Annotated in this window: 19 protein-coding genes; 12 read left to right on the top strand and 7 right to left on the bottom strand. The window is 68.9% G+C overall.

Annotation, left to right across the window (positions count from 1 at the left end):
- Positions 1 to 52: 52 nt before the first annotated feature.
- The 5 genes from ilvD to B7G54_RS03940 form a co-directional block, all read right to left on the bottom strand.
- Complete coding sequence (ilvD, locus tag B7G54_RS03965; protein WP_085037838.1) at positions 53 to 1,912, bottom strand: dihydroxy-acid dehydratase; 1,860 nt, start codon at positions 1,910 to 1,912, stop codon at positions 53 to 55.
- Between the two features lie 285 nt (positions 1,913 to 2,197).
- Complete coding sequence (locus B7G54_RS03960) at positions 2,198 to 3,220, bottom strand: Ldh family oxidoreductase (protein ID WP_085037837.1); 1,023 nt, start codon at positions 3,218 to 3,220, stop codon at positions 2,198 to 2,200.
- A complete protein-coding gene (locus B7G54_RS03955) occupies positions 3,213 to 4,805 on the bottom strand; it encodes an aldehyde dehydrogenase (NADP(+)) (RefSeq protein WP_085037836.1) in 1,593 nt (530 codons plus the stop codon). Before B7G54_RS03955 ends, B7G54_RS03960 begins: the two co-directional genes overlap by 8 nt.
- A gap of 76 nt (positions 4,806 to 4,881) precedes the next feature.
- Complete coding sequence (locus B7G54_RS03950) at positions 4,882 to 6,507, bottom strand: APC family permease (RefSeq protein ID WP_085037835.1); 1,626 nt, start codon at positions 6,505 to 6,507, stop codon at positions 4,882 to 4,884.
- 232 nt (positions 6,508 to 6,739) lie between these two features.
- The gene (locus tag B7G54_RS03940) at positions 6,740 to 7,660 is read right to left on the bottom strand and encodes a dihydrodipicolinate synthase family protein (RefSeq protein WP_006484863.1); all 921 of its coding nucleotides are present in this window, start codon (positions 7,658 to 7,660) and stop codon (positions 6,740 to 6,742) included.
- 251 nt (positions 7,661 to 7,911) lie between these two features.
- Between B7G54_RS03940 and B7G54_RS03935 the strand changes: the two genes are divergently transcribed.
- From B7G54_RS03935 to B7G54_RS03920, 4 genes are all read left to right on the top strand, one after another.
- On the top strand, positions 7,912 to 8,844 hold the full coding sequence (locus B7G54_RS03935; protein ID WP_106408936.1) for a 4-hydroxyproline epimerase: 933 nt from the start codon (positions 7,912 to 7,914) through the stop codon (positions 8,842 to 8,844).
- Positions 8,841 to 9,968 carry an NAD(P)/FAD-dependent oxidoreductase gene (locus B7G54_RS03930; protein WP_085037833.1) on the top strand — a complete coding sequence of 376 codons (1,128 nt, stop codon included), beginning with the start codon at positions 8,841 to 8,843 and terminating at the stop codon, positions 9,966 to 9,968. The genes B7G54_RS03935 and B7G54_RS03930 overlap by 4 nt, the downstream gene beginning before the upstream one ends.
- 79 nt (positions 9,969 to 10,047) lie before the next feature.
- Complete coding sequence (locus tag B7G54_RS03925) at positions 10,048 to 10,281, top strand: 2Fe-2S iron-sulfur cluster-binding protein (protein WP_012338331.1); 234 nt, start codon at positions 10,048 to 10,050, stop codon at positions 10,279 to 10,281.
- A complete protein-coding gene (locus B7G54_RS03920) occupies positions 10,278 to 11,546 on the top strand; it encodes an NAD(P)/FAD-dependent oxidoreductase (protein WP_085037832.1) in 1,269 nt (422 codons plus the stop codon). Before B7G54_RS03925 ends, B7G54_RS03920 begins: the two co-directional genes overlap by 4 nt.
- Before the next feature lie 53 nt (positions 11,547 to 11,599).
- On the opposite strand, the gene B7G54_RS03915 is transcribed toward B7G54_RS03920, so the two are convergent.
- Complete coding sequence (locus tag B7G54_RS03915; RefSeq protein ID WP_085037831.1) at positions 11,600 to 12,544, bottom strand: LysR family transcriptional regulator; 945 nt, start codon at positions 12,542 to 12,544, stop codon at positions 11,600 to 11,602.
- Between the two features lie 163 nt (positions 12,545 to 12,707).
- On the opposite strand from B7G54_RS03915, the gene gtdA reads away from it, so the two are divergent.
- From gtdA to B7G54_RS03875, 8 genes are all read left to right on the top strand, one after another.
- Complete coding sequence (gene gtdA, locus B7G54_RS03910; protein WP_085037830.1) at positions 12,708 to 13,751, top strand: gentisate 1,2-dioxygenase; 1,044 nt, start codon at positions 12,708 to 12,710, stop codon at positions 13,749 to 13,751.
- Positions 13,752 to 13,836: 85 nt separating this feature from the next.
- Entirely contained in the window at positions 13,837 to 14,535 is a 699-nt protein-coding gene (locus B7G54_RS03905; protein WP_085037829.1) for a fumarylacetoacetate hydrolase family protein, read from the top strand.
- Positions 14,536 to 14,560: 25 nt separating this feature from the next.
- Positions 14,561 to 15,202, top strand: coding sequence for a maleylacetoacetate isomerase (gene maiA / locus B7G54_RS03900; protein WP_085037828.1), 642 nt, complete (start codon positions 14,561 to 14,563; stop codon positions 15,200 to 15,202).
- Positions 15,203 to 15,221: 19 nt separating this feature from the next.
- The gene (locus tag B7G54_RS03895; RefSeq protein ID WP_085037827.1) at positions 15,222 to 16,430 is read left to right on the top strand and encodes a 3-hydroxybenzoate 6-monooxygenase; all 1,209 of its coding nucleotides are present in this window, start codon (positions 15,222 to 15,224) and stop codon (positions 16,428 to 16,430) included.
- Positions 16,431 to 16,510: 80 nt separating this feature from the next.
- Positions 16,511 to 17,872 (top strand): MFS transporter, encoded by a 1,362-nt coding sequence (locus B7G54_RS03890; RefSeq protein ID WP_085037826.1) that lies wholly within the window; start codon positions 16,511 to 16,513, stop codon positions 17,870 to 17,872.
- 96 nt (positions 17,873 to 17,968) lie between these two features.
- The gene (locus B7G54_RS03885) at positions 17,969 to 18,319 is read left to right on the top strand and encodes an ArsR/SmtB family transcription factor (protein WP_085037825.1); all 351 of its coding nucleotides are present in this window, start codon (positions 17,969 to 17,971) and stop codon (positions 18,317 to 18,319) included.
- Positions 18,309 to 18,743 (top strand): YeeE/YedE family protein, encoded by a 435-nt coding sequence (locus B7G54_RS03880; protein WP_085037824.1) that lies wholly within the window; start codon positions 18,309 to 18,311, stop codon positions 18,741 to 18,743. Before B7G54_RS03885 ends, B7G54_RS03880 begins: the two co-directional genes overlap by 11 nt.
- Before the next feature lies 1 nt (position 18,744).
- Positions 18,745 to 19,167, top strand: coding sequence for a DUF6691 family protein (locus B7G54_RS03875; RefSeq protein ID WP_085037823.1), 423 nt, complete (start codon positions 18,745 to 18,747; stop codon positions 19,165 to 19,167).
- Between the two features lie 155 nt (positions 19,168 to 19,322).
- Here the strand turns inward: B7G54_RS03875 and B7G54_RS03870 are convergent, their stop codons facing one another.
- Positions 19,323 to 19,673, bottom strand: a complete 351-nt coding sequence (locus tag B7G54_RS03870; protein ID WP_085037822.1) for a hypothetical protein — start codon at positions 19,671 to 19,673, stop codon at positions 19,323 to 19,325.
- Positions 19,674 to 19,777 lie beyond the last annotated feature (104 nt).

The following is a 19,777-nucleotide window of genomic DNA, read 5'->3' as shown; positions in this document are numbered from 1 at the left end:
CCCCGCAGCCTGACCGGTTGCACGTTGCCGGCAGCCGGTCGTGCTACCTCTGTCAGTCGTCGAGCAGCGACAGGTCGCGCACTGCACCCTTGTCGGCGGACATGACCAGCTTCGCGTAGGCCTTCAGCGCGGCGGACACCTTGCGCGGACGCGGTTGCGCCGGCTTCCAGCCCTTCGCGTTCTGCTCTTCGCGGCGGCGCGCCAGTTCCTCGTCCGATACCAGCACGTCGATCGTGCGGTTCGGGATGTCGATGCGGATCTTGTCGCCGTCGCGCACGAGGCCGATCGCACCGCCCGCTGCCGCTTCCGGCGAGCAGTGGCCGATCGACAGGCCCGACGTGCCGCCCGAGAAGCGGCCGTCCGTCAGCAGCGCGCATGCCTTGCCGAGCCCCTTCGACTTGATGTAGCTGGTCGGGTAGAGCATTTCCTGCATGCCGGGGCCGCCCTTCGGGCCTTCGTAGCGCACGATCACCACGTCGCCGGCCTTGACCTTGTCGTTCAGGATGTTTTCGACTGCCTCATCCTGCGATTCGGTTACGTGTGCCGTGCCTTCGAACACCAGGATGCTTTCGTCGACGCCGGCCGTCTTCACCACGCAGCCGTCGAGTGCGATGTTGCCCGTCAGCACCGCGAGGCCGCCTTCCTTCGAGAACGCATGCTCGTACGAGCGGATGCAGCCTTCGGCGCGATCGAGGTCGAGGCTCGGCCAGCGCGTGTCCTGGCTGAACGCGACCTGCGTCGGGATGCCGGCCGGGCCGGCCAGGTAGAACGTGCGGACCGCTTCGTCCTGCGTGCGGACGATGTCCCACCGGTCGAGCGCATCCTTCAGCGTCGGTGCGTGCACGGTCGGCACGTCGGTGTGCAGCTTGCCGGCGCGCTCGAGCTCGCCGAGGATCGCCATGATGCCGCCGGCGCGGTGCACGTCCTCGATGTGGTACTTGTTCGTGTTCGGCGCGACCTTGCACAGCTGCGGCACGACGCGCGACAGGCGGTCGATGTCCTTCATCGTGAAGTCGATGCCGGCTTCCTGCGCGATCGCCAGCAGGTGCAGGATCGTGTTGGTCGAGCCGCCCATCGCGATGTCGAGCGTCATGGCGTTCTCGAACGCCTTGAAGCCCACCGAGCGCGGCAGCACGCGTTCGTCGTCCTGCTCGTAGTGCTGGCGGGTGAGTTCGACGATGCGGCGGCCGGCGCGCTTGAACAGTTGCTCGCGATCGGCGTGCGTGGCCACCACCGTGCCGTTGCCGGGCAGCGACAGGCCGAGCGCTTCAGTCAGGCAGTTCATCGAGTTCGCGGTGAACATGCCCGAGCACGAACCGCAGGTCGGGCAGGCCGAGCGTTCGACTTCGGCGACTTCGGCGTCGGAATACGACGGGTCGACCGCGATCACCATCGCGTCGACGAGGTCGAGCTTCTTCAGTTCGATGGCCTTGGTGACCGGGTTCGCGAGGCGCGTCTTGCCGGCTTCCATCGGGCCGCCCGACACGAAGATCACCGGAATGTTGAGGCGCATCGCGGCCATCAGCATCCCCGGCGTGATCTTGTCGCAGTTCGAGATGCAGACCATCGCGTCCGCGCAGTGCGCGTTCACCATGTACTCGACCGAGTCGGCGATGATGTCGCGGCTCGGCAGCGAATAGAGCATGCCGTCGTGGCCCATCGCGATGCCGTCGTCGACCGCGATCGTGTTGAATTCCTTCGCGACGCCGCCGGCGGCTTCGATCTCGCGCGCGACGAGCTGGCCGAGATCCTTCAGGTGCACGTGCCCCGGCACGAACTGGGTGAACGAGTTGACGACCGCGATGATCGGCTTCGAGAAATCGTCGTCTTTCATGCCGGTGGCGCGCCAGAGCGAGCGCGCACCTGCCATGTTGCGACCGGCGGTGGAGGTTTTGGAGCGGTAAGTGGGCATTGTCGTTGCTGAAGAAATATCGCGGGAAAAGGGTGGAGGCACGGGGAATAAAGGCCTCTCTCGCGCCCGTGCGAACAACCTCTTGAGCTGCGCCCTGGGCAAACCGCACGATTATCCCACAGCCGCCGCGGGCGTGGCGCCCGCGGGGCCGGCAAGCGGCGCGGGCGGCGCGCCCGGCGAAAGGCACGCGCACTGTTGCGGGACGCCCACGTGACCCGCCACGGAGGCGGCCGGGCCGCGCATCGATCGGCGCTGAACGCACGATCCGGCCCCGCGCGCCGGCGATCAGTCGAGCAGTGTCAGGATCTCGTCGTACAGCGCTTTCGGAATCCGCACGCCGTTTGCAACGCTGCGCGCGCGGGCGTCGAAGCGCCGTTGCGACGGCAGCCGTGCCCCCTGCGCGACGATCGATTCGAACATCCGCTCGCCGCGCGCGAGCCCCGTGTCGAGATCGTCGCCGAGGAACACCTTCGGGTCGAATGCGATCACGAGCTCGCCATGGCACGGCGTCGCGCCGACGCCTTCGTCGAAGTCCATCGATTCGCGGCTCGTCATGTCGCCGATCAGCGCACCGCCGAGCAGTTCGACCATCGCCGCGAGCGCCGAACCCTTGTGGCCGCCGAACGTGCGCATCGCGCCCTGCAGCGCGGCCTTCGGATCGGTGGTCGGCCGTCCGTCGGCGTCGATCGCCCATTCCGGCGGGATCGCCTTGCCTTGCTTCGCATGCAGCTCGATGTCGCCGCGCGCGATCGCGCTCGTCGCGAAATCGAACACGAACGGCACGCCGCCCGGGCGCGGCCACGCGAACGCGATCGGGTTCGTGCCGAACACCGGCTCCTTGCCGCCTTCCGGCGCGACCCAGCTATGGCTCGGGTTCATCGCGATGCCGACCAGCCCCTCGGCCGCAATCGCCTCGACTTCCGGCCACAGCGCGGAGAAGTGGTAGCAGTGGTTGATCGTCATCGCGGCGATGCCGTGCTGCTTCGCCATCTCGACGAGCACGGGCAGGCCCGTTTCGAAGCTCAGCAGCGAGAAGCCGCGATGTGCGTCGACCGCGACGATCGACGACGACAGCCGGCGCAACGTCGGCACGGCCTGCGGATCGACCTTGCCCTTCTTCAGCGAACGCACGCACACGAGCAGCCGGTACACGCCATGCGAATGGCATTCGTCGCGCTGGCCCTGCGTGATCACGTTGGCGATGGCCCGCGCATGCGCGTCGGACATTCCGTTGCGTGTCAGCACGCGCAGCGCGAGCGCGTGGACTTCATCGAGCGACAGGACGACTTCGGCGAGCGGCTCAGACATGGTTCGCCTCCCGCGGCGCGGGCACGCCGTCGATGCGTTGCGGCACGTTCAGCGGATTGCCGTTGCGGAGCGCTTCCGGCAACAGCGCATCCGGCAGGTCCTGATACGACACGGGTCGCAGGAAGCGTTCGATCGCGCGCGCACCGACGGATGTCGTGCGCGTGTCGGACGTGGCCGGGAACGGGCCGCCGTGCACCATCGCATGGCCGACCTCGACGCCCGTGCCGAAGCCGTCGACGAGAATGCGGCCGGCCTTGCGCTCGAGCAGCGGGCGCAGTGCGGCGAACAGCGGCGCGTCGCCGTCGGCGAGGTGCGCGGCGATCGTCAGCTGGCCTTCGAGCGACTTCAGCACGCGATGCAGCGCGCCGGCGTCCGGGCAACGGACGATCAGCGAAGCGGGGCCGAAGACTTCGTCGCGCAGCTCGCCATGCGCGATGAAAGCGTCGGCCGAGGTCGCGAGCAGCGCCGCGCGGGCCTGCAGGCGGTTGCCTTCGGCGCCTTGCGCGAGCAGCGCGACAGCCGCGTGATCGCGCAGTGCCGCGACACCGTGTTCGTAGCTGGCGTGGATGTGCGGTGTCAGCATCGTTTGAGCAGGGGCTGCGCGCACGGCATCGGTAGCCGCAGCTTCGAATGCACGCAGTGCAGGGCCGTCGACGGCGAGCACGAGGCCCGGGTTCGTGCAGAACTGGCCGGCGCCGAGCGTGAGCGATGCGACGAATTGCGGTGCGATGGTGTCGTGGCGCGCATCGAGCGCGGCGGGAAACAACAGCACGGGATTGATCGAGCTCATTTCCGCGTAGACGGGAATCGGCTCGGGGCGGGCGGCTGCGATGTGCATCAGCGCGACGCCCCCGCGGCGCGAGCCGGTGAAGCCGACGGCCTTGATGCGTGGATCGGCGACGAGCGCCTGGCCGATCTCGCGCGACGCGTCGAACAGCAGCGAGAACACGCCGGCCGGCATCCCGCATTCGCGCGCGGCCTGCTGGATCGCGCGGCCGACGAGTTCCGACGTACCCGGGTGCGCCGAATGCGCCTTGACGATCACCGGGCAGCCGGCCGCGAGCGCCGATGCCGTATCGCCGCCGGCGACCGAGAACGCGAGCGGGAAGTTCGACGCGCCGAACACGGCGACGGGCCCGACCGCGACGTTGCGCAGCCGCAGGTCGACGCGCGGCTGCGGCTTGCGCTCGGGGCGTGCCGGATCGATTCGCGCGTCGAGAAAGCCGCCGTCGCGCACGAGCGACGCGAACAGCGCGAGCTGGCCGACCGTGCGGCCGCGCTCGCCTTCGATGCGGGCGCGCGGCAGGCCGGTTTCGATGACGCAGCGCTCGATCAGGTCGTCGCCGAGCGCCATGATGTGGCGGCCGATTGCGTCGAGAAACGCGGCGCGGGCTTCGAGCGACGTTTCGCGATACCGGTCGAACGCGTCGTCGGCGAGCGCGCAGGCCGTCTCCAGGTCCTGCAGGCTGGCGCCGCCGAACGCGGGTTCGAGCGGTTCGCCGGTTGCGGCGGCGATCGCGTGGAGGGTGCCGTTCTGTCCGGCGACGGCGGACTGGCCGATCAGGAGCTGGCCTGTGAGTTGCATGGTTTTCCTCGGAAAAAAACAGGGGCCGGGCGTGGGGCGCCCGGCCGAATGGATCATGGGTGAGCGCGGGGGCGCGTCAGTCCTCGTCGTCGTCGAGTTGCAGCTTGTCGGCGCGCACGCCGGTATTCGCCCCCCAGTAGTAGATGACGAGCGCGACGGCCGCGACGACGAACGTGTCGTACGGATGCGCAAGCTGGCCCGTGCCGCCGAAGCCGCCGAGATACGACAGCCCGATCATCGCGGCATAGAACGCGATCAGCCACGCGGACGAGCGCACCTGCTCCGCGAGGCTCAGGTGCGCAGTCGGCACCCAGCGGCGGCACGCGAGATAGATCGCGAACATCACAATCTGCAGGCCGAGCAGCCAGGACACCGTGCTCCAGCCCGACCAGTAGACGATCAGCGCGGCGATCACGAACGACGCGGGGCCGGTGATGCCGAACGCGCTTGCACGGAACGGCCGCGGCAGGTCGGGCGCGGTGCGGCGCAGCGCGGCGACCGATACCGGCGCGACCGCATAGCTCAGCACCAGCGCGGCCGACACGATGTTGATCAGCGCTTCCCACGACGGGAACGGCAGCGTCCAGAAGATCGCGAGGCCGAACGTGAGCCACAGGCCTGCGCGCGGGATGCCCGACGCTTCGTCGACGCGCGTGAATATCTTGAAGAACGTGCCCGTCTTCGCCCAGCCGTAGACCACGCGCGGCGTCGCGTTCATATAGATGTTGCCGCAGCCGCTCGGCGAGACCATCGCGTCGGCGACGACCATCACCGCGAGCCAGCCGACGCCGAGTGCCAGCGCGATGTCGCGGTACGGCAGCGAGAACGCCTTGCTCACGTCATGCCAGCCGGCGGCGAGCATGCCGGTGGGGATGCTGCCGATGAATGCGAGCTGCAGCAGTACGTAGATCAGCGTCGACAGCAGGATCGACAGGATCAGCGCGATCGGGATCGTGCGCTGCGGATTGCGCACCTCGCTCGCGACCGACACGATCGGCGTGAGCCCGAGGTACGCGAAGATGATGCCGCCCGCGGACACGGCCATTTCGATGCCCGGCATGCCGAACGGCGCGAAGCCGTGCACGGTCAGGTTCGCGGGCTTGAAGAACGTGAACAGCACCGCGATCACCGACAGCGGCACGATGAACTTGAAGATGCTGATGATGTTGTTTGCCTTCGCGAACGTCTTCACGCTCGAATAGTTCAGGTAAAAGAAGCAGCACAGCAGCGCGGCCTGCACGAGCCAGCCGAGCGTGGTCGGGTCGCTCGATCCTTCGACGGTGAGGCCCGGAAACCACGCGGCCGCATACTGGCGCGCGGCGACGACTTCGATCGCGATCAGGCTCGAAAAGGCGATCAGCGTGATGAAGCCCATCAGGTAGCCGAGCAGCGGGCCGTGCGAGAACACCGGGTAGCGGACCACGCCGCCCGCGCGCGGCAGCGCGGCGCCGAGTTCGCAGTAGACGATGCCGAGCAGCAGTACCGCAAAGCCGCCGAGCAGCCACGAGAAGATGCCGGCCGGGCCCGCGATCGTCGACACGTGACTCGCGGCGAACAGCCACCCCGAACCGAAAATGGCGCCGAGACCGATGAACGTGAGATCGGTCAGGGACAGCTGTTTCTTGAACTTGCCGTGACCCGCGTCGGGGTGCGCGGAACGGGAAAGCGGGACAGACGGGTGAGCGTTGCCTTGGCCTGGCATGGGCTTGTCTCCTAGGGGAATATCGGCACAGGCTTGAGGTGCGCCGCGCTGCGACGGAGCAGCGGCGCATGCCTGCCGGCCGGCGTCGCCCGGTTCGAACGACCGGGGCGGGCTGCGGGGCGTTCACGCGCGGCGCGGGCTGGCGCCGGTGTGAGCGGGCCCGCAGGCCATGCCGGACCGGAGACGGCGGCGCGCTGGGGGAAAGCCCGCGCGCCGCCGCAGGGGGAGTCGATCAGAGACCGACGTCGGGCAGCGCCGGGCGCGTTTCGAGCGCCTTCGCGACGATGGCCTTCACTTCCGCGAGCGTGTCGCCTTGCAGCGCGAGGCGCGGCGGGCGCGTGATCGCGCTGCCGCGGCCGACCAGCTCTTCGCACAGCTTGATGCACTGCACGAGGTCGGGGCGTGCGTCGAGGTGCAGCAGCGGCATGAACCAGCGGTACAGCGCGAGTGCTTCGTCGAAGCGCTTCTGCTTCGCGAGGCGGAACAGCGTCTCGCCTTCCTTCGGGAACGCGTTCGACATGCCCGACACCCAGCCTTCGGCGCCGACGGCAATGCTCTCGACCACGACGTCGTCGAGGCCCGCGAACAGCACGAAGCGATCGCCGACCGCGTTGCGCAGGTCGATGAAGCGGCGCGTATCGCCTGACGAATCCTTGAAGCAGACGATGTTCTCGCAATCCTGCAGCGCGATCAGCACGTCGGGCGTCACGTCGTTCTTGTAGATCGGCGGGTTGTTGTAGACCATCACCGGCAGGTCGGTGCTCGTCGCGACTGCGCGGAAGTGCGCGGCGGTTTCGTGCGGCTTCGCCGAGTAGACCAGCGCGGGCATCACCATCACGCCGTCGACGCCGACGCGCTGTGCTTCACGCACCGTGTTGCGCGCGAATTCGGTCGTGAATTCGGCGATGCCGGCGATCACCGGGATCTTGCCGCCGGCCGCGTCGCGTGCGGCCTCGATCACCTGGAGTTTCTCGCTCGTCGACAGCGACGTGTTTTCGCCGACCGTGCCGCAGACCACGAGGCCCGACACGCCGTCGTTCACCAGGTTCTTCACCACGCGGTGCGTGGCGTCGATGTCGAGGGAAAAGTCCGGCTTGAACTGGGTGCTGACGGCCGGGAAAACCCCGGTCCACTGAATGGCGTTTCGGCTCACTTCAATCTCCTACGTGTTTGTATCGGTCGGCCGACAGGCGTCGGTGTGGCAACCAGTATCGCCGCGCAAACGCCGATCACGCTTGAGTCGTATCGCGGAGCAAAATGACGAAATCGGCACAGCGGCCGGGCGGCGCGGGAGGGGCGCTTCGCACTATGCCGATTTCGTCGTCGTCCTCATCGAAAAGCCACAAGCGGACGGACGCGCGACGGAGGAAGCTATGCTCCTTTCCCCACTTCGGACGGCTCATGATGAAGCGCATCCAGATCATCGATTCGCACACGGGCGGCGAACCCACTCGGCTCGTCGTGTCCGGCTTCCCCGCGCTCGGCAGCGGCACGATGGCCGAGCGCCGCGACGTGCTCGCGCGCGCGCACGACCGTTACCGCACCGCATGCATCCTCGAGCCGCGCGGCAGCGACGTGCTGGTCGGCGCGCTGCTGTGCGAGCCCGTATCGCCCGATGCGGCGGCCGGCGTGATCTTCTTCAACAATAGCGGCTATCTCGGGATGTGCGGGCACGGCACGATCGGCGTCGTGCGCACGCTGCACCATATGGGGCGCATCGCGCCCGGCACGCACCGGATCGAAACGCCCGTCGGCACCGTCGAGGCCACGCTGCACGACGACCTGTCGGTGAGCGTGCGCAACGTGCCCGCGTATCGTCATGCGAAGGGCGTCGCGCTCGACGTGCCGGGTTACGGCCCCGTGAAGGGCGACATCGCGTGGGGCGGCAACTGGTTCTTCCTGATCAGCGACCACGGGCAGCGCGTCGCCGGCGACAACGTCGCGGCGCTCACGGCCTATGCGTCGGCCGTGCGCGAAGGGCTCGAGCGCGCGGGTATCAGCGGCGCGAACGGCGGCGAGATCGATCACATCGAGCTGTTCGCCGACGATCCCGAGCACGACAGCCGCAGCTTCGTGCTGTGCCCGGGCCTCGCATACGACCGTTCACCGTGCGGCACCGGCACGAGTGCGAAGCTCGCGTGTCTCGCGGCCGACGGCAAGCTCGCGCCGGGCGCGGTGTGGCGGCAGGCGAGCGTGATCGGCAGCGTGTTCCATGCGAGCTACGAGCAGGCCGACGGCGGCATCGTGCCGACGATTCGCGGCAGTGCTCACCTGAGCGCGGAAGCGACGCTGCTGATCGAGGAAGACGATCCGTTCGGCTGGGGTATTGCGCCGTGAGCGACACGAAGGCGGATGTCGTCGTGATCGGCGCCGGCATCGTCGGCGCGGCGTGCGCACACGAACTCGCGCAGCGCGGGCTGCGCGTGCTCGTCGTCGACGACGCGAGCGGCGGTGCAACCGGCGCGGGCATGGGGCACCTGGTCGCGATGGACGACAACGCGGCCGAACTCGCGCTCAGCCATTACTCCATCGAACTGTGGCGCGCGTTGAGCGGCGAGATGCCCGAAGGCTGTGCGTACCGCAACTGCGGCACGCTGTGGCTCGCGGCCGATGCACACGAGATGGATCTCGCACGCGCGAAGCAGGCGACGCTGGCCGCGCACGGCGTGGCGGGCGAACTGATCGATGCGGCGACGCTCGCGCAACTGGAGCCGATGCTGCGCGCCGGCCTTGGCGGTGCGTTGAAGATTCCCGGCGATGCGATCCTCTATGCGCCTGTCACCGCGAACTGGCTGCTGCAGCGCGCGCCGCGCATCACGATGCGGCGCGACCGGGCCGTCGCGGTCGATGGCCCGAGCGTGACGCTCGCGAGCGGCGACACGCTGCGTGCGGAGCGGGTGGTCGTCGCGAACGGCGTGGCGGCGCGCACGCTGTTGCCGGAGCTGCCGCTGCGCCCGAAAAAGGGCCATCTGCTGATTACCGACCGCTATCCGGGCCAGGTGTCGCACCAGCTCGTCGAGCTGGGCTATGCGGCGAGCGCGCATGCGAGCGACGGCACGTCGGTCGCGTTCAACGTGCAGCCGCGGCCGACCGGCCAGTTGCTGATCGGTTCGTCGCGCCAGTTCGACACCGAGGACGCGCAAGTCGAGCCGCCCGTGCTCGCGCGCATGCTGCGCCGCGCGGTGGGCTATCTGCCCGGCCTGGCCGACCTGAACGGAATCCGCGCATGGACGGGGTTCCGTTCCGCGAGCCCCGACGGGCTGCCGCTGCTCGGCGAGCATCCGGCGCGGCCGGGCGTGTGGCTCGCGGTCGGGCATGAAGGGCTCGGCGTGACGACCGCGCCGGGCAGCGCGCGGCTCGTTGCTGCGCTGATGGCCGGCGATCGGCCGCCCATCGATATCGAACCGTATTTGCCGGGACGCTTCCTGACCGCGTCCCCCGTAGCCGGAGCGCTGACATGAAACGACCCCCACGCTTACTTCGTTCGCTGCCCCCCGAGGGGGCTGTCAGCCCCCTTGGGGCGGCCCGGCGGAGGCTGACATGATCATTCATCTGGACGGCCGCGCGCTGACAGTGGCCGACGGCGCGACCGTCGCAGCCGCCGTCGCGGCGAGCGGCGACGATACGACGCGCGTGTCGTGCACGGGCGCGGCGCGTGCTCCGTTTTGCGGAATGGGCATCTGCCAGGAGTGCAGGATGACGATCGACGGCCGCCGCCGGCTGGCTTGCCAGACGCTGTGCCGCGACGGGATGCAGGTGGAGCGCACACGATGAAACAGGAACGACTGAGCGTCGACGTCGCGATCGTCGGCGCGGGCCCGGCCGGGCTGTCGGCCGCGCGCGCCGCCGCGCGAAGCGGTGCAACAGTCGCGATCGTCGACGACAACCCGCGCGTGGGCGGGCAGATCTGGCGGCAAGGCGCAGCGGCCACGCCCGCGCCGGCCGCCGCCGAGCGGCTCGCCGTATTGCGGCAGCCGAACGTCAAGCATCTCGCGGCGACGCGCATCGTCGCCGAAATGCAGCCGGGCACGCTGCTGCTTGAAGACGACGAACGCGGGCTGCTGCTCGATTTCCAGACGCTGATTCTCTGCTGCGGGGCACGCGAGCTGCTGCTGCCGTTTCCGGGCTGGACGCTGCCGGGCGTCACCGGCGCGGGCGGCTTGCAGGCGCTGATCAAGTACGGCCTCGACGTGCGCGGGCAGCGCACGGTGATCGCGGGCAGCGGGCCGCTGCTGCTGGCGAGCGCGGCAACGGCTCGTCAGGCCGGCGCGCGCGTGTCGCACGTGCTCGAACAGGCCGCGTGGGGCAGCGTAGCCGGTTTCGCGGCGGAGCTGTGGCGCTGGCCGTCGAAGCTCGCGCAGGCCGCGAAGCTCGTCACGGCCGCTTATCGGGCCGACGCGCATGTCGTTGAAGCGTTCGGCGACAAGCGGCTCGAACGCGCGCGGATCCGCCAGGGCGATCGCGAGTTCGAGGTCGACTGTGACCGGCTCGCGTGCGGCTTCGGTCTCGTGCCGAATACGGTGCTGCCGAGCCATCTCGGCTGCCGGATCGACAACGGTGCGGTGGCCGTCGATGCACACCAGCGTACGAGCCGCGACGGGTTTTTTGCGGCCGGCGAGTGCACGGGCGTCGGCGGCAGCGAGCTGGCGATGGTCGAAGGCGAAATCGCCGGTTTGGCGGCGACCGGGCAGACGGCGCAGTTGTCCGCAGTCGTCGCGCGACGAGCGCACTGGCAGGCATTTGCGGATGCCGTGCACGAGCGTTTCGCGATCCGCGAGCCGATCCGCCGGCTCGCGCGGCCCGACACGCTGCTCTGCCGGTGCGAGGACGTGCGTTTCGATGCAGTCGCGCGGGCGCCGGGCTGGACGGCCGCGAAACTGCAGTCACGCTGCGGGATGGGCGCGTGCCAGGGCCGCGTGTGCGGCACGGCTGCGCAGGCACTGTTCGGCTGGACGCCGCCCGTGCCGCGCACGCCGCTCGTGCCCGCGCGGGTCGGCACGCTGATGCTGGACGGCTCGGCATCCTCCGACGGCGCGTGATGCATCGCGTCGTCGAGGCAACGCGGCCCGGTTGACGCCGGGCCGCGTCACATTCAGTCCGCCTTCACTTTCTCCCATCCGCCGACCTGCGGCGCTGCGCAGGCGCGCAGGCACTCGATCGTCGCGGCCACGGCCGCACGATTCGCGCTGTCGGGGTGCCAGTACATCGACACCGCGCCCTGACCCTCGAGCTGCATCGGCAGGATCCGGATCGCGTTCAATTGCGCGAAGCGCTGGGCAGCGCGATATGACGCGACACCGAGCAGGTCGGTGTTGTTCAGCAGCGTGAGGTTGAGGATCGACGAATTCGATTCGACGCAGTGCGGCGGCCGCACGCGGCCGGCGGCCGTCAGCGCGGCCTCCAGCGCGTTGTGCACGGGCGTGCCCGACGGCCACACGATCCACGAATAGGCGAGCACGTCGTCCCAGCCGACCGACGCCGCGCCGGCGAGCGCGTGGCCGGGCCGCGCGACGAACACGACCGGATCGACATACAGCGCTTCGGCGTGCAGCAGCGGATCGACGGATGTCGACCCCGAGCGGCCCACGACGATATCCAGTTCGCTGTGGGCGAGCTGCGGCATCAGCTGGTTCATCGTGCTTTCGGTGAGCCGAACCTGTGCGCGCGGCATCCGTTTCAGCAGTTGCGACACGGCAAGCGGCACCGTGTCGGCCGCTGCAACGCCCGACGTGCCGATCGTCACGAGGCCGCTGCCGCCTTCCCGCAGCGCGGCCATGTCGTCACGCGCGACGTCGAGCTGCGCTTCGACGCGGCGTGCATGGTCGATCAGCGCTTCGCCATAGGGCGTCGGCCGCAGGCCGCGCGCATGCCGCTCGAACAGCGGCAGCCCGACATCCTCTTCCAGTTCCTTCAGCCATTTCGACAGCGCGGGCTGCGTGGTCGCGAGCGCGACCGCCGACTGGCTCAGGTTGCCGGTGCCGGCAAGGCTCAACAGTACCTGCAGATGCCGCAGTCGCAGCCGGTGGGTCCAGTCCATCGCATGCCTCGTCGTGAGAAGGTATATCCAGAATTGTATGGATTAGATGATTTGACCATTTTACCGGGTATGTCTGGGTCGAATATAAATCAGCCAACGGACTGCGGTGCAGTCCCGCCCCGACATAGCGCCGACGCCGATCGGCCGACTCCAAGGAGACATCATGACGACCCAGCCGGACACGTCGCGCGCCGCCTACTACGCACGGATCGCCGAGCAGCGCCTGGCGCCGCTGTGGGAATCGCTGCACAACCTCGTGCCGAAATCCCCGCAGCCGGCCGCGCAGGCCGCGATCTGGAAGTACGCGCAGGTGCGCGACCTCGTGATGCAGGCCGGCAGCGTGATCAGCGCGGAAGAGGCCGTGCGCCGCGTGCTGGTGCTGGAGAACCCGGGGCTGCCGGCCAAGTCGAGCATGACGCCGACCCTGTACGCGGGCCTGCAACTGATCCTGCCGGGCGAGATCGCGCCGAGCCACCGGCATACGCAATCGGCGCTGCGCTTCATCGTCGAAGGGCGCGGCGCGTGGACGGCCGTGAACGGCGAGCGCACGACGATGCATCCGGGCGACTTCATCATCACGCCGTCGTGGGCGTGGCACGACCACGGCAACCCGTCGGAGGAAGAAGGGGGCGAGCCGGTCGTGTGGCTCGACGGGCTCGACATTCCGCTGCTCGCGAACCTCGACGCCGGCTTCGCGGAGAACTACCCGGAAGCCGTTCAGCCCGTGAATCGCCCGGAAGGCGACAGCTTCGCGCGCTTCGGTCACAACATGGTGCCGGTGCGGCATCGCGCGAGCGATCCGTCGTCGCCGGTGTTCAGCTATCCGTATGCACGCACCCGCGAGGCGCTCGACACGCTGTACCGGAATGGCGAGCTCGACGCGTGGGACGGCGTGAAGCTGCGCTACGTGAACCCCGCGACAGGCGGCTGGCCGATGCCGACGATCGCCACCTTCATGCAGTTCCTGCCCGCCGGCTTCGACGGCCGAACGTACCGCAGCACCGACGCGACGATCTACTGCGTCGTCGAAGGCAGCGGCACCGCGCACATCGGCGGCAACGCATTCGAATTCGAGCCGCATGACATCTTCGTCGCGCCGTCGTGGGCGCCCGTGCGGCTGTCGGCATCGTCCGACAGCGTGCTGTTCAGCTATTCAGATCGGCCCGTGCTGTCCGCGCTGAACCTGCTGCGCGAAGCGCGCGACTGACGCCGGCCGGTTTCAAGGATTCCGTTTCACGTGCGCCGCCGCTGCGGCGCGTACCCCTTCATTCGTCTCTACGCTGGAGCCATTCATGACTTTCGTTTTCCCGCCCGAAGCGCCCGTGGCGCTCGCCGTCGCCGGCAGCGATGCCCGGTTCGCGGTACGCCGCGTCTATTGCGTCGGCCGCAACTACGCGGCCCATGCGCGCGAAATGGGCTTCGATCCCGATCGCGAGCCGCCGTTCTTCTTCTGCAAGCCGGCCGATTCGATCGTGCCGGTCGCATACGGCGAAACGCTCGATCTCGCGTATCCGTCGCAGACGCAGAACTATCACTACGAAGCCGAACTCGTCGCGGTGATCGGCAAGGGCGGTTCGGACATCCCGCTCGAGCGCGCGCTCGAACACGTGTGGGGCTATGCGGTCGGCCTCGACATGACGCGCCGCGACCTGCAGATGAAGATGCGCGAAATGGGCCGGCCGTGGGAAATCGGCAAGGCGTTCGACCGCTCGGCACCGATCGGGCCCGTGCATCCGGCAAGCGACGTCGGTCATTTCGAGCAGGGCGGCCTGTGGCTGACCGTCAACGGCGCGACGAAGCAGACGAGCGACGTGTCGCACCTGATCTGGTCGGTCGCGGAAACGGTGGCCGACCTGTCGAAGTTCTTCCGCCTCGAACCGGGCGACGTGATCTTCACGGGTACGCCCGAAGGCGTCGGCGCGGTGGTTGCGGGCGACGTGATGACGGTCGGCGTCGAACGGCTCGGCGAACTGGCCGTGCGCGTGGTCTGACGCATCTTCCTCGAAAGGCGACATCGTGCAACTGCATAGCTTCTTCAACAGTTCGACGTCCTACCGGGTGCGCATCGCGCTCGCGCTGAAAGGGCTGCCGTACGACACGCTGCCGGTGAACATCCGCACCGGCGAGCATCGCGAGGCGGCCTACGTCGCGAACGTGAACTCGTCGGCAGCGGTGCCGGCGCTGGTCGACGGGGATTTCCGGCTCGGGCAGTCGCTCGCGATCCTCGATTACCTCGACCAGATCCAGCCGACGCCTCGACTGATCCCGCTCGAACCGCAGCACCGCGCCCGCGTGCTGGAACTCGCGGCGCTGATCGCATGCGACATCCATCCGGTCAACAACCTGCGCGTGCTGCGCTATCTCGACAACGAACTGAAGGTCACGCCGCAGCAGAAGACCGCGTGGTACCGGCACTGGATCGCGGAAGGGATGGCCGGCGTCGAGCGGCTGCTCGCGCGTGCGGACGAGGGCCCGTGGTGCTTCGGCGACGCGCCGACGCTCGCCGACGTGTGCCTCGTGCCGCAGGTCGCGAACGCGTTGCGGATGGATTGCGACCTGAGCGCGTATCCGCGCAGCCTCGCGGTTTTTGAGCACGCGCGGAGCGCGCCGGCGTTCGAGGGCGCACAGCCGCAACGGCAACCGGATTACGTCGCGTAACACGAAGCAGGAGACAACCATGGGCGAGACAAAAGACAAAGGCCGGCGCGTGCTGGTGATCGGCGGCGGCATCGGCGGGCTCGCAACGGCGCTGGCGCTCGCGCGCCACGGCATTCGCGTGAAGCTGCTCGAACAGGCGGATCAGATCGGCGAGATCGGTGCGGGAATCCAGCTGGCGGCGAATGCGTTCAATGCGCTCGATGCGCTGGGTGTCGGCGAGGCTGCACGCAGCCGCGCCGTGTTCACCGACTGGCTGCAACTGATGGATGCGGTCGATGCGCGCGAGGTTGCGCGCGTCGATACGGGCGCCGCGTACCGCGAGCGCTTCGGCAATCCGTATGCGGTGATTCATCGCGCGGACATTCACCTGTCGATCTATGAGGCAGTCAAGGACCATCCGCTGATCGAATTCCGGACGAGCACGCAGGTGTGCGGCTTTGAGCAGGACGGCAACGGCGTGACCGTGACCGACCAGCACGGCGAACGTTATCGCGCCGATGCCGTGATCGGCTGCGACGGCGTGAAATCCGCGATCCGTCAGGCGCTGATCGGCGACGCGCATCGCGTGACGGGCCACGTCGTGTATCGCGCGGTGGTCGACGTCGACAACATGCCGCGGGATCTGCAGATCAATGCGCCGGTCGTATGGGCCGGCCCGCATTGCCATCTCGTCCACTATCCGCTGCGCGGCGGGCGGCAGTACAACCTCGTCGTCACGTTCCACAGCCGCGAGCAGGAGACGTGGGGCGTGCGCGAGGGCAGCAAGGAAGAAGTGCTGTCGTACTTCGACGGCATCCATCCGCTGCCGAAGCAGATGCTCGACCGGCCGACGTCGTGGAAGCGCTGGGCGACCGCCGATCGCGATCCGGTCGAGCGCTGGAGCGCGGGCCGCGCGACGGTGCTCGGCGACGCGGCGCATCCGATGACGCAATACATCGCGCAGGGCGCGTGCCAGGCACTCGAGGACGCGGTGACGCTCGGCGCGGCCGTTGCCCGGACCGACGGCGATTTCGAGGCCGCGTTCGCGCTGTACGAGCGCGTGCGGATTCCGCGCACCGCGCGCGTGCTGTATTCGGCGCGCGAGATGGGGCGGATCTATCACGCGAAGGGCGTCGAGCGGCAGGTGCGCAACGGGCTGTGGGTCGGGCGCACGCACGCGCAGTTCTACGACGCGCTCGACTGGCTGCACGGCTGGCGCGCGGAGGATTGCCTGAAGTCCGTCGCGTAACGCGGCGCGGTTGGCCCGATTCCGGCGGCGCGCATTTCAACGACACGACGCGCGACCGCCTTCCTGGAGGAGACACCATCATGGCCGATACGCTGTCCATCGACGTCAGCGAATGGATCGACCGGCATCGCGTTGCGCCGTTTCAGGCCGCGATCGTCGTCCTGTGCTTTCTGATCGTCGCGATCGACGGTTTCGATACCGCATCGATCGGTTTCATCGCCCCCGTCATCCGCGCGGAATGGGGCCTGTCGCCCGCGCAGCTCGCGCCGGTGTTCGGCGCGGGGCTCGCCGGGCTGATGGCCGGCGCGCTCGTGTTCGGGCCGTTCGGCGACCGGTTCGGCCGCAAGCGCCTGCTGCTCGCCTGCGTGGCGTGCTTCGGCATCGCGAGCGCCGCGTCGGCGAGCGCGGGCGGCCTGACCGAGCTGATTGCATGGCGCTTCGTGACCGGGCTCGGGCTCGGCGGCGCGATGCCCAATGCGATCACGCTGACGTCCGAATACTGCCCGGCCCGGCGCCGTTCGCTGCTCGTGACGACGATGTTCTGCGGTTTCACGATCGGCTCTGCGCTCGGCGGGCTCGCGGCCGCGTCGCTGATCGAGCACCACGGCTGGCGTGCGGTGCTCGTCGTCGGCGGCGTCGCACCGCTGCTGCTCCTGCCGGTGCTCGCGTGGCGGCTGCCGGAATCGGTGCGCTATCTCGTCAACACCGGGGCGGCGCGCGAGCGGATCGCGGCGATGCTGGGTCGCATCGCGCCGGATCCGCATCTTGTGAACGCGTCGTTCATCGCACCTGCCGGCAAGCCGGCCGGATCGCCGCTCGGCCGCCTGTTCGGCGCCGACCTGCTACGCGGCACGCTGCTGCTGTGGCTCACGTTCTTCATGAGCCTGCTCGTCATCTACCTGTTGTCGAGCTGGCTGCCGACGCTGCTGCGCACGACCGGCGCGACGCTGCAGGCAGCCGCGCGCGTGACCGCGATGTTCCAGGTCGGCGGCACGCTCGGCGCGATCGTCCTCGGCTGGCTGATGGACCGTTTCGATCCGCATCGCGTGCTGGCTTGCAGCTATGCGGCGGCCGGCGCGTTCGTCGCCGCGATCGGCGTGTTTGCCGCGTCGCCGTGGGGCGCCGCGCTCGCCGTGTTCGCGGCCGGCTTCTGCGTGTCGGGCTCGCAGGTCGGCGCGAATGCGCTATCTGCTGCGTTCTATCCGACCGAGTGCCGCACCACGGGCGTGAGCTGGGCGAACGGGATCGGCCGTGGCGGCTCGGTCGTCGGATCGATGGCGGGCGGCGCCATGCTGGCGATGGGCGTACCGTTGTCGACTGCGTTTGCCGTTGTCGCGATGCCGTGCGTGTTCGCGGCGATCGCGGTGCTGGCGCTCGGCGTGGTTCGTGCCGATGCGGCGCGCCTGCCTGCCGCGAAGGCGATTGCGGGCGAGCAGGCCTGAGCGAAGGAGGGCACGAGGCCGCCTGCCGGCAAGCGGCGCAGAGTGTCATTATATGAATTGATATAATATTGATTCGTTAATTGTCTCCCTGCTCCGATGAACGACGATCTTTCCGCCGGGTTGCCGGAACCCGACCAGATGCGCGCGGCCGCCGAATCGGCCTGCGCGCTGCTCAAGGTGCTGTCGAATCCCGACCGGTTGCTGCTGCTCTGCGAACTGTCCCAGGGGGAGCGCTGCGTAAGCGATCTCGAGACAGCGCTGGATATCCGCCAGCCGACGCTGTCGCAGCAACTCGGCGTATTGCGGGACAACGCGCTGGTTCGCACGCGCCGCGACGGCAAGAACATCCACTATTCGCTCGACAGCCCGGCCGCGATCGCGGTGATGGGCGTGCTGTACGAACAGTTCTGCGGCCCGGCCGCGAAGGGGCGGCGCGATGCAGCTTGATGCGCTTCATTTCACGCCGTGGCTGTCGCTGGCCGGCGGCGTGCTGATCGGGCTCGCGGCCGCGTGGCTCGTCGCGTTCAACGGCCGGATTGCCGGCATCAGCGGGATCGTCGGCGGTCTGCTCACCGCACGTGCCGGCGAGCGCGACTGGCGCGCCGCGTTCGTCGCCGGGCTGGTTGCCGCACCGCTCGTGATGCGCATCGCCGGGAACGGCCTGACGCCGCAGGTCGATGCAGGCTGGTTCGAATTGGCGGCGGCCGGGCTGCTGGTCGGAGTCGGCACGCGATACGCGGGCGGCTGCACGAGCGGCCACGGCGTGTGCGGGATGTCGCGCGGTGCGCTGCGCTCGGTGGTCGCGACGGCGGTCTTCATGGTCGCGGGCTTCGTGACCGTATTCGTGCGGCGGCACGTGCTGGGAGGCTGACATGCAGGCAGGATTCGCGTTTTTGGCCGGGCTGCTGTTCGGCGTCGGCCTCATCGTGTCGGGCATGGCCAATCCGCAGAAGGTGCTCGGCTTTCTCGACGTGGCGGGCCGCTGGGATCCGTCGCTCGCGTTCGTGATGGCCGGCGCGACGGGCGTGGCCGTGTTTGCGTTTGCATGGGCGAAGCGCCGGACGCGGTCGTGGCTCGGCTTGCCGATGCAGTTGCCGGCCGTGCGGGCGATCACCGTGCGCCTGGTTGCCGGAAGTGCCGTGTTCGGCATCGGCTGGGGGATCGCCGGGTTCTGCCCGGGGCCCGCGATCGTGTCGATCGGCTTCGGGTCGGCGAAGGGGATCGTGTTCGTCGTCGCGATGCTCGCAGGGATGGCGGTATTCGAGTGGATCGAGCGTCGCAGGCGCGTGCGGTGACGCCGTGACCGCTGCGCGCCAGGCAGGCTGCGGCGGCTGGACGGGGCAAGGTTGGTTGATCCGAACGGGCACGGCGCGAACCTGATCGCGCCGGATCTCCGCCGGATCAGGCGGTGGCGGCCGGACGCTCCTCCGTGACGTATCAAATCGCGATTTCAGGAATGCTCGCGCATACGATGACCGCCGCGTGTCCATCCGGACAGCCGGCGCAGGATCGTGCGCCACACCATGAGCAAGCCTCTCCGGCTTGCTGGCGCCACGACCGTCGTGGCGACCGCGCCCGTGCCGCGGGCCGACAGGGCCACGTGGCCGGCCGTCTCGAGCGTCAGGCATTCGCCTTCGTCGAGCAAGCGGCGAATGTGCTGCGGCGCGTCGGGCAGCCAGTCGAGCCCGCCGTGGCGCAGCGTGACCGCGAGCGCGCCGTCCAGCACGATCACCTGGCTGCCTTTGTCGAACCACGCAAAGTGGCTTTGCCCGGCGTCGAGCCGGATGTGATGCGTTTGCATGGCGATTCCCTTTCCCGGTTGCGCGGCCTCGCGACGGCGAGGCGACAGCGTGCGATCAGGTTAGGGAAACGGGCACCGGCACGACAGATTCAGGGGGCGGGAAT

The organism is Burkholderia puraquae, assembly GCF_002099195.1.
Classification (GTDB): Bacteria; Pseudomonadota; Gammaproteobacteria; order Burkholderiales; family Burkholderiaceae; genus Burkholderia; species Burkholderia puraquae.
Note: the sequence above shows the minus strand (reverse complement) of the source record. Positions and strands in the feature narration are given on the sequence as shown.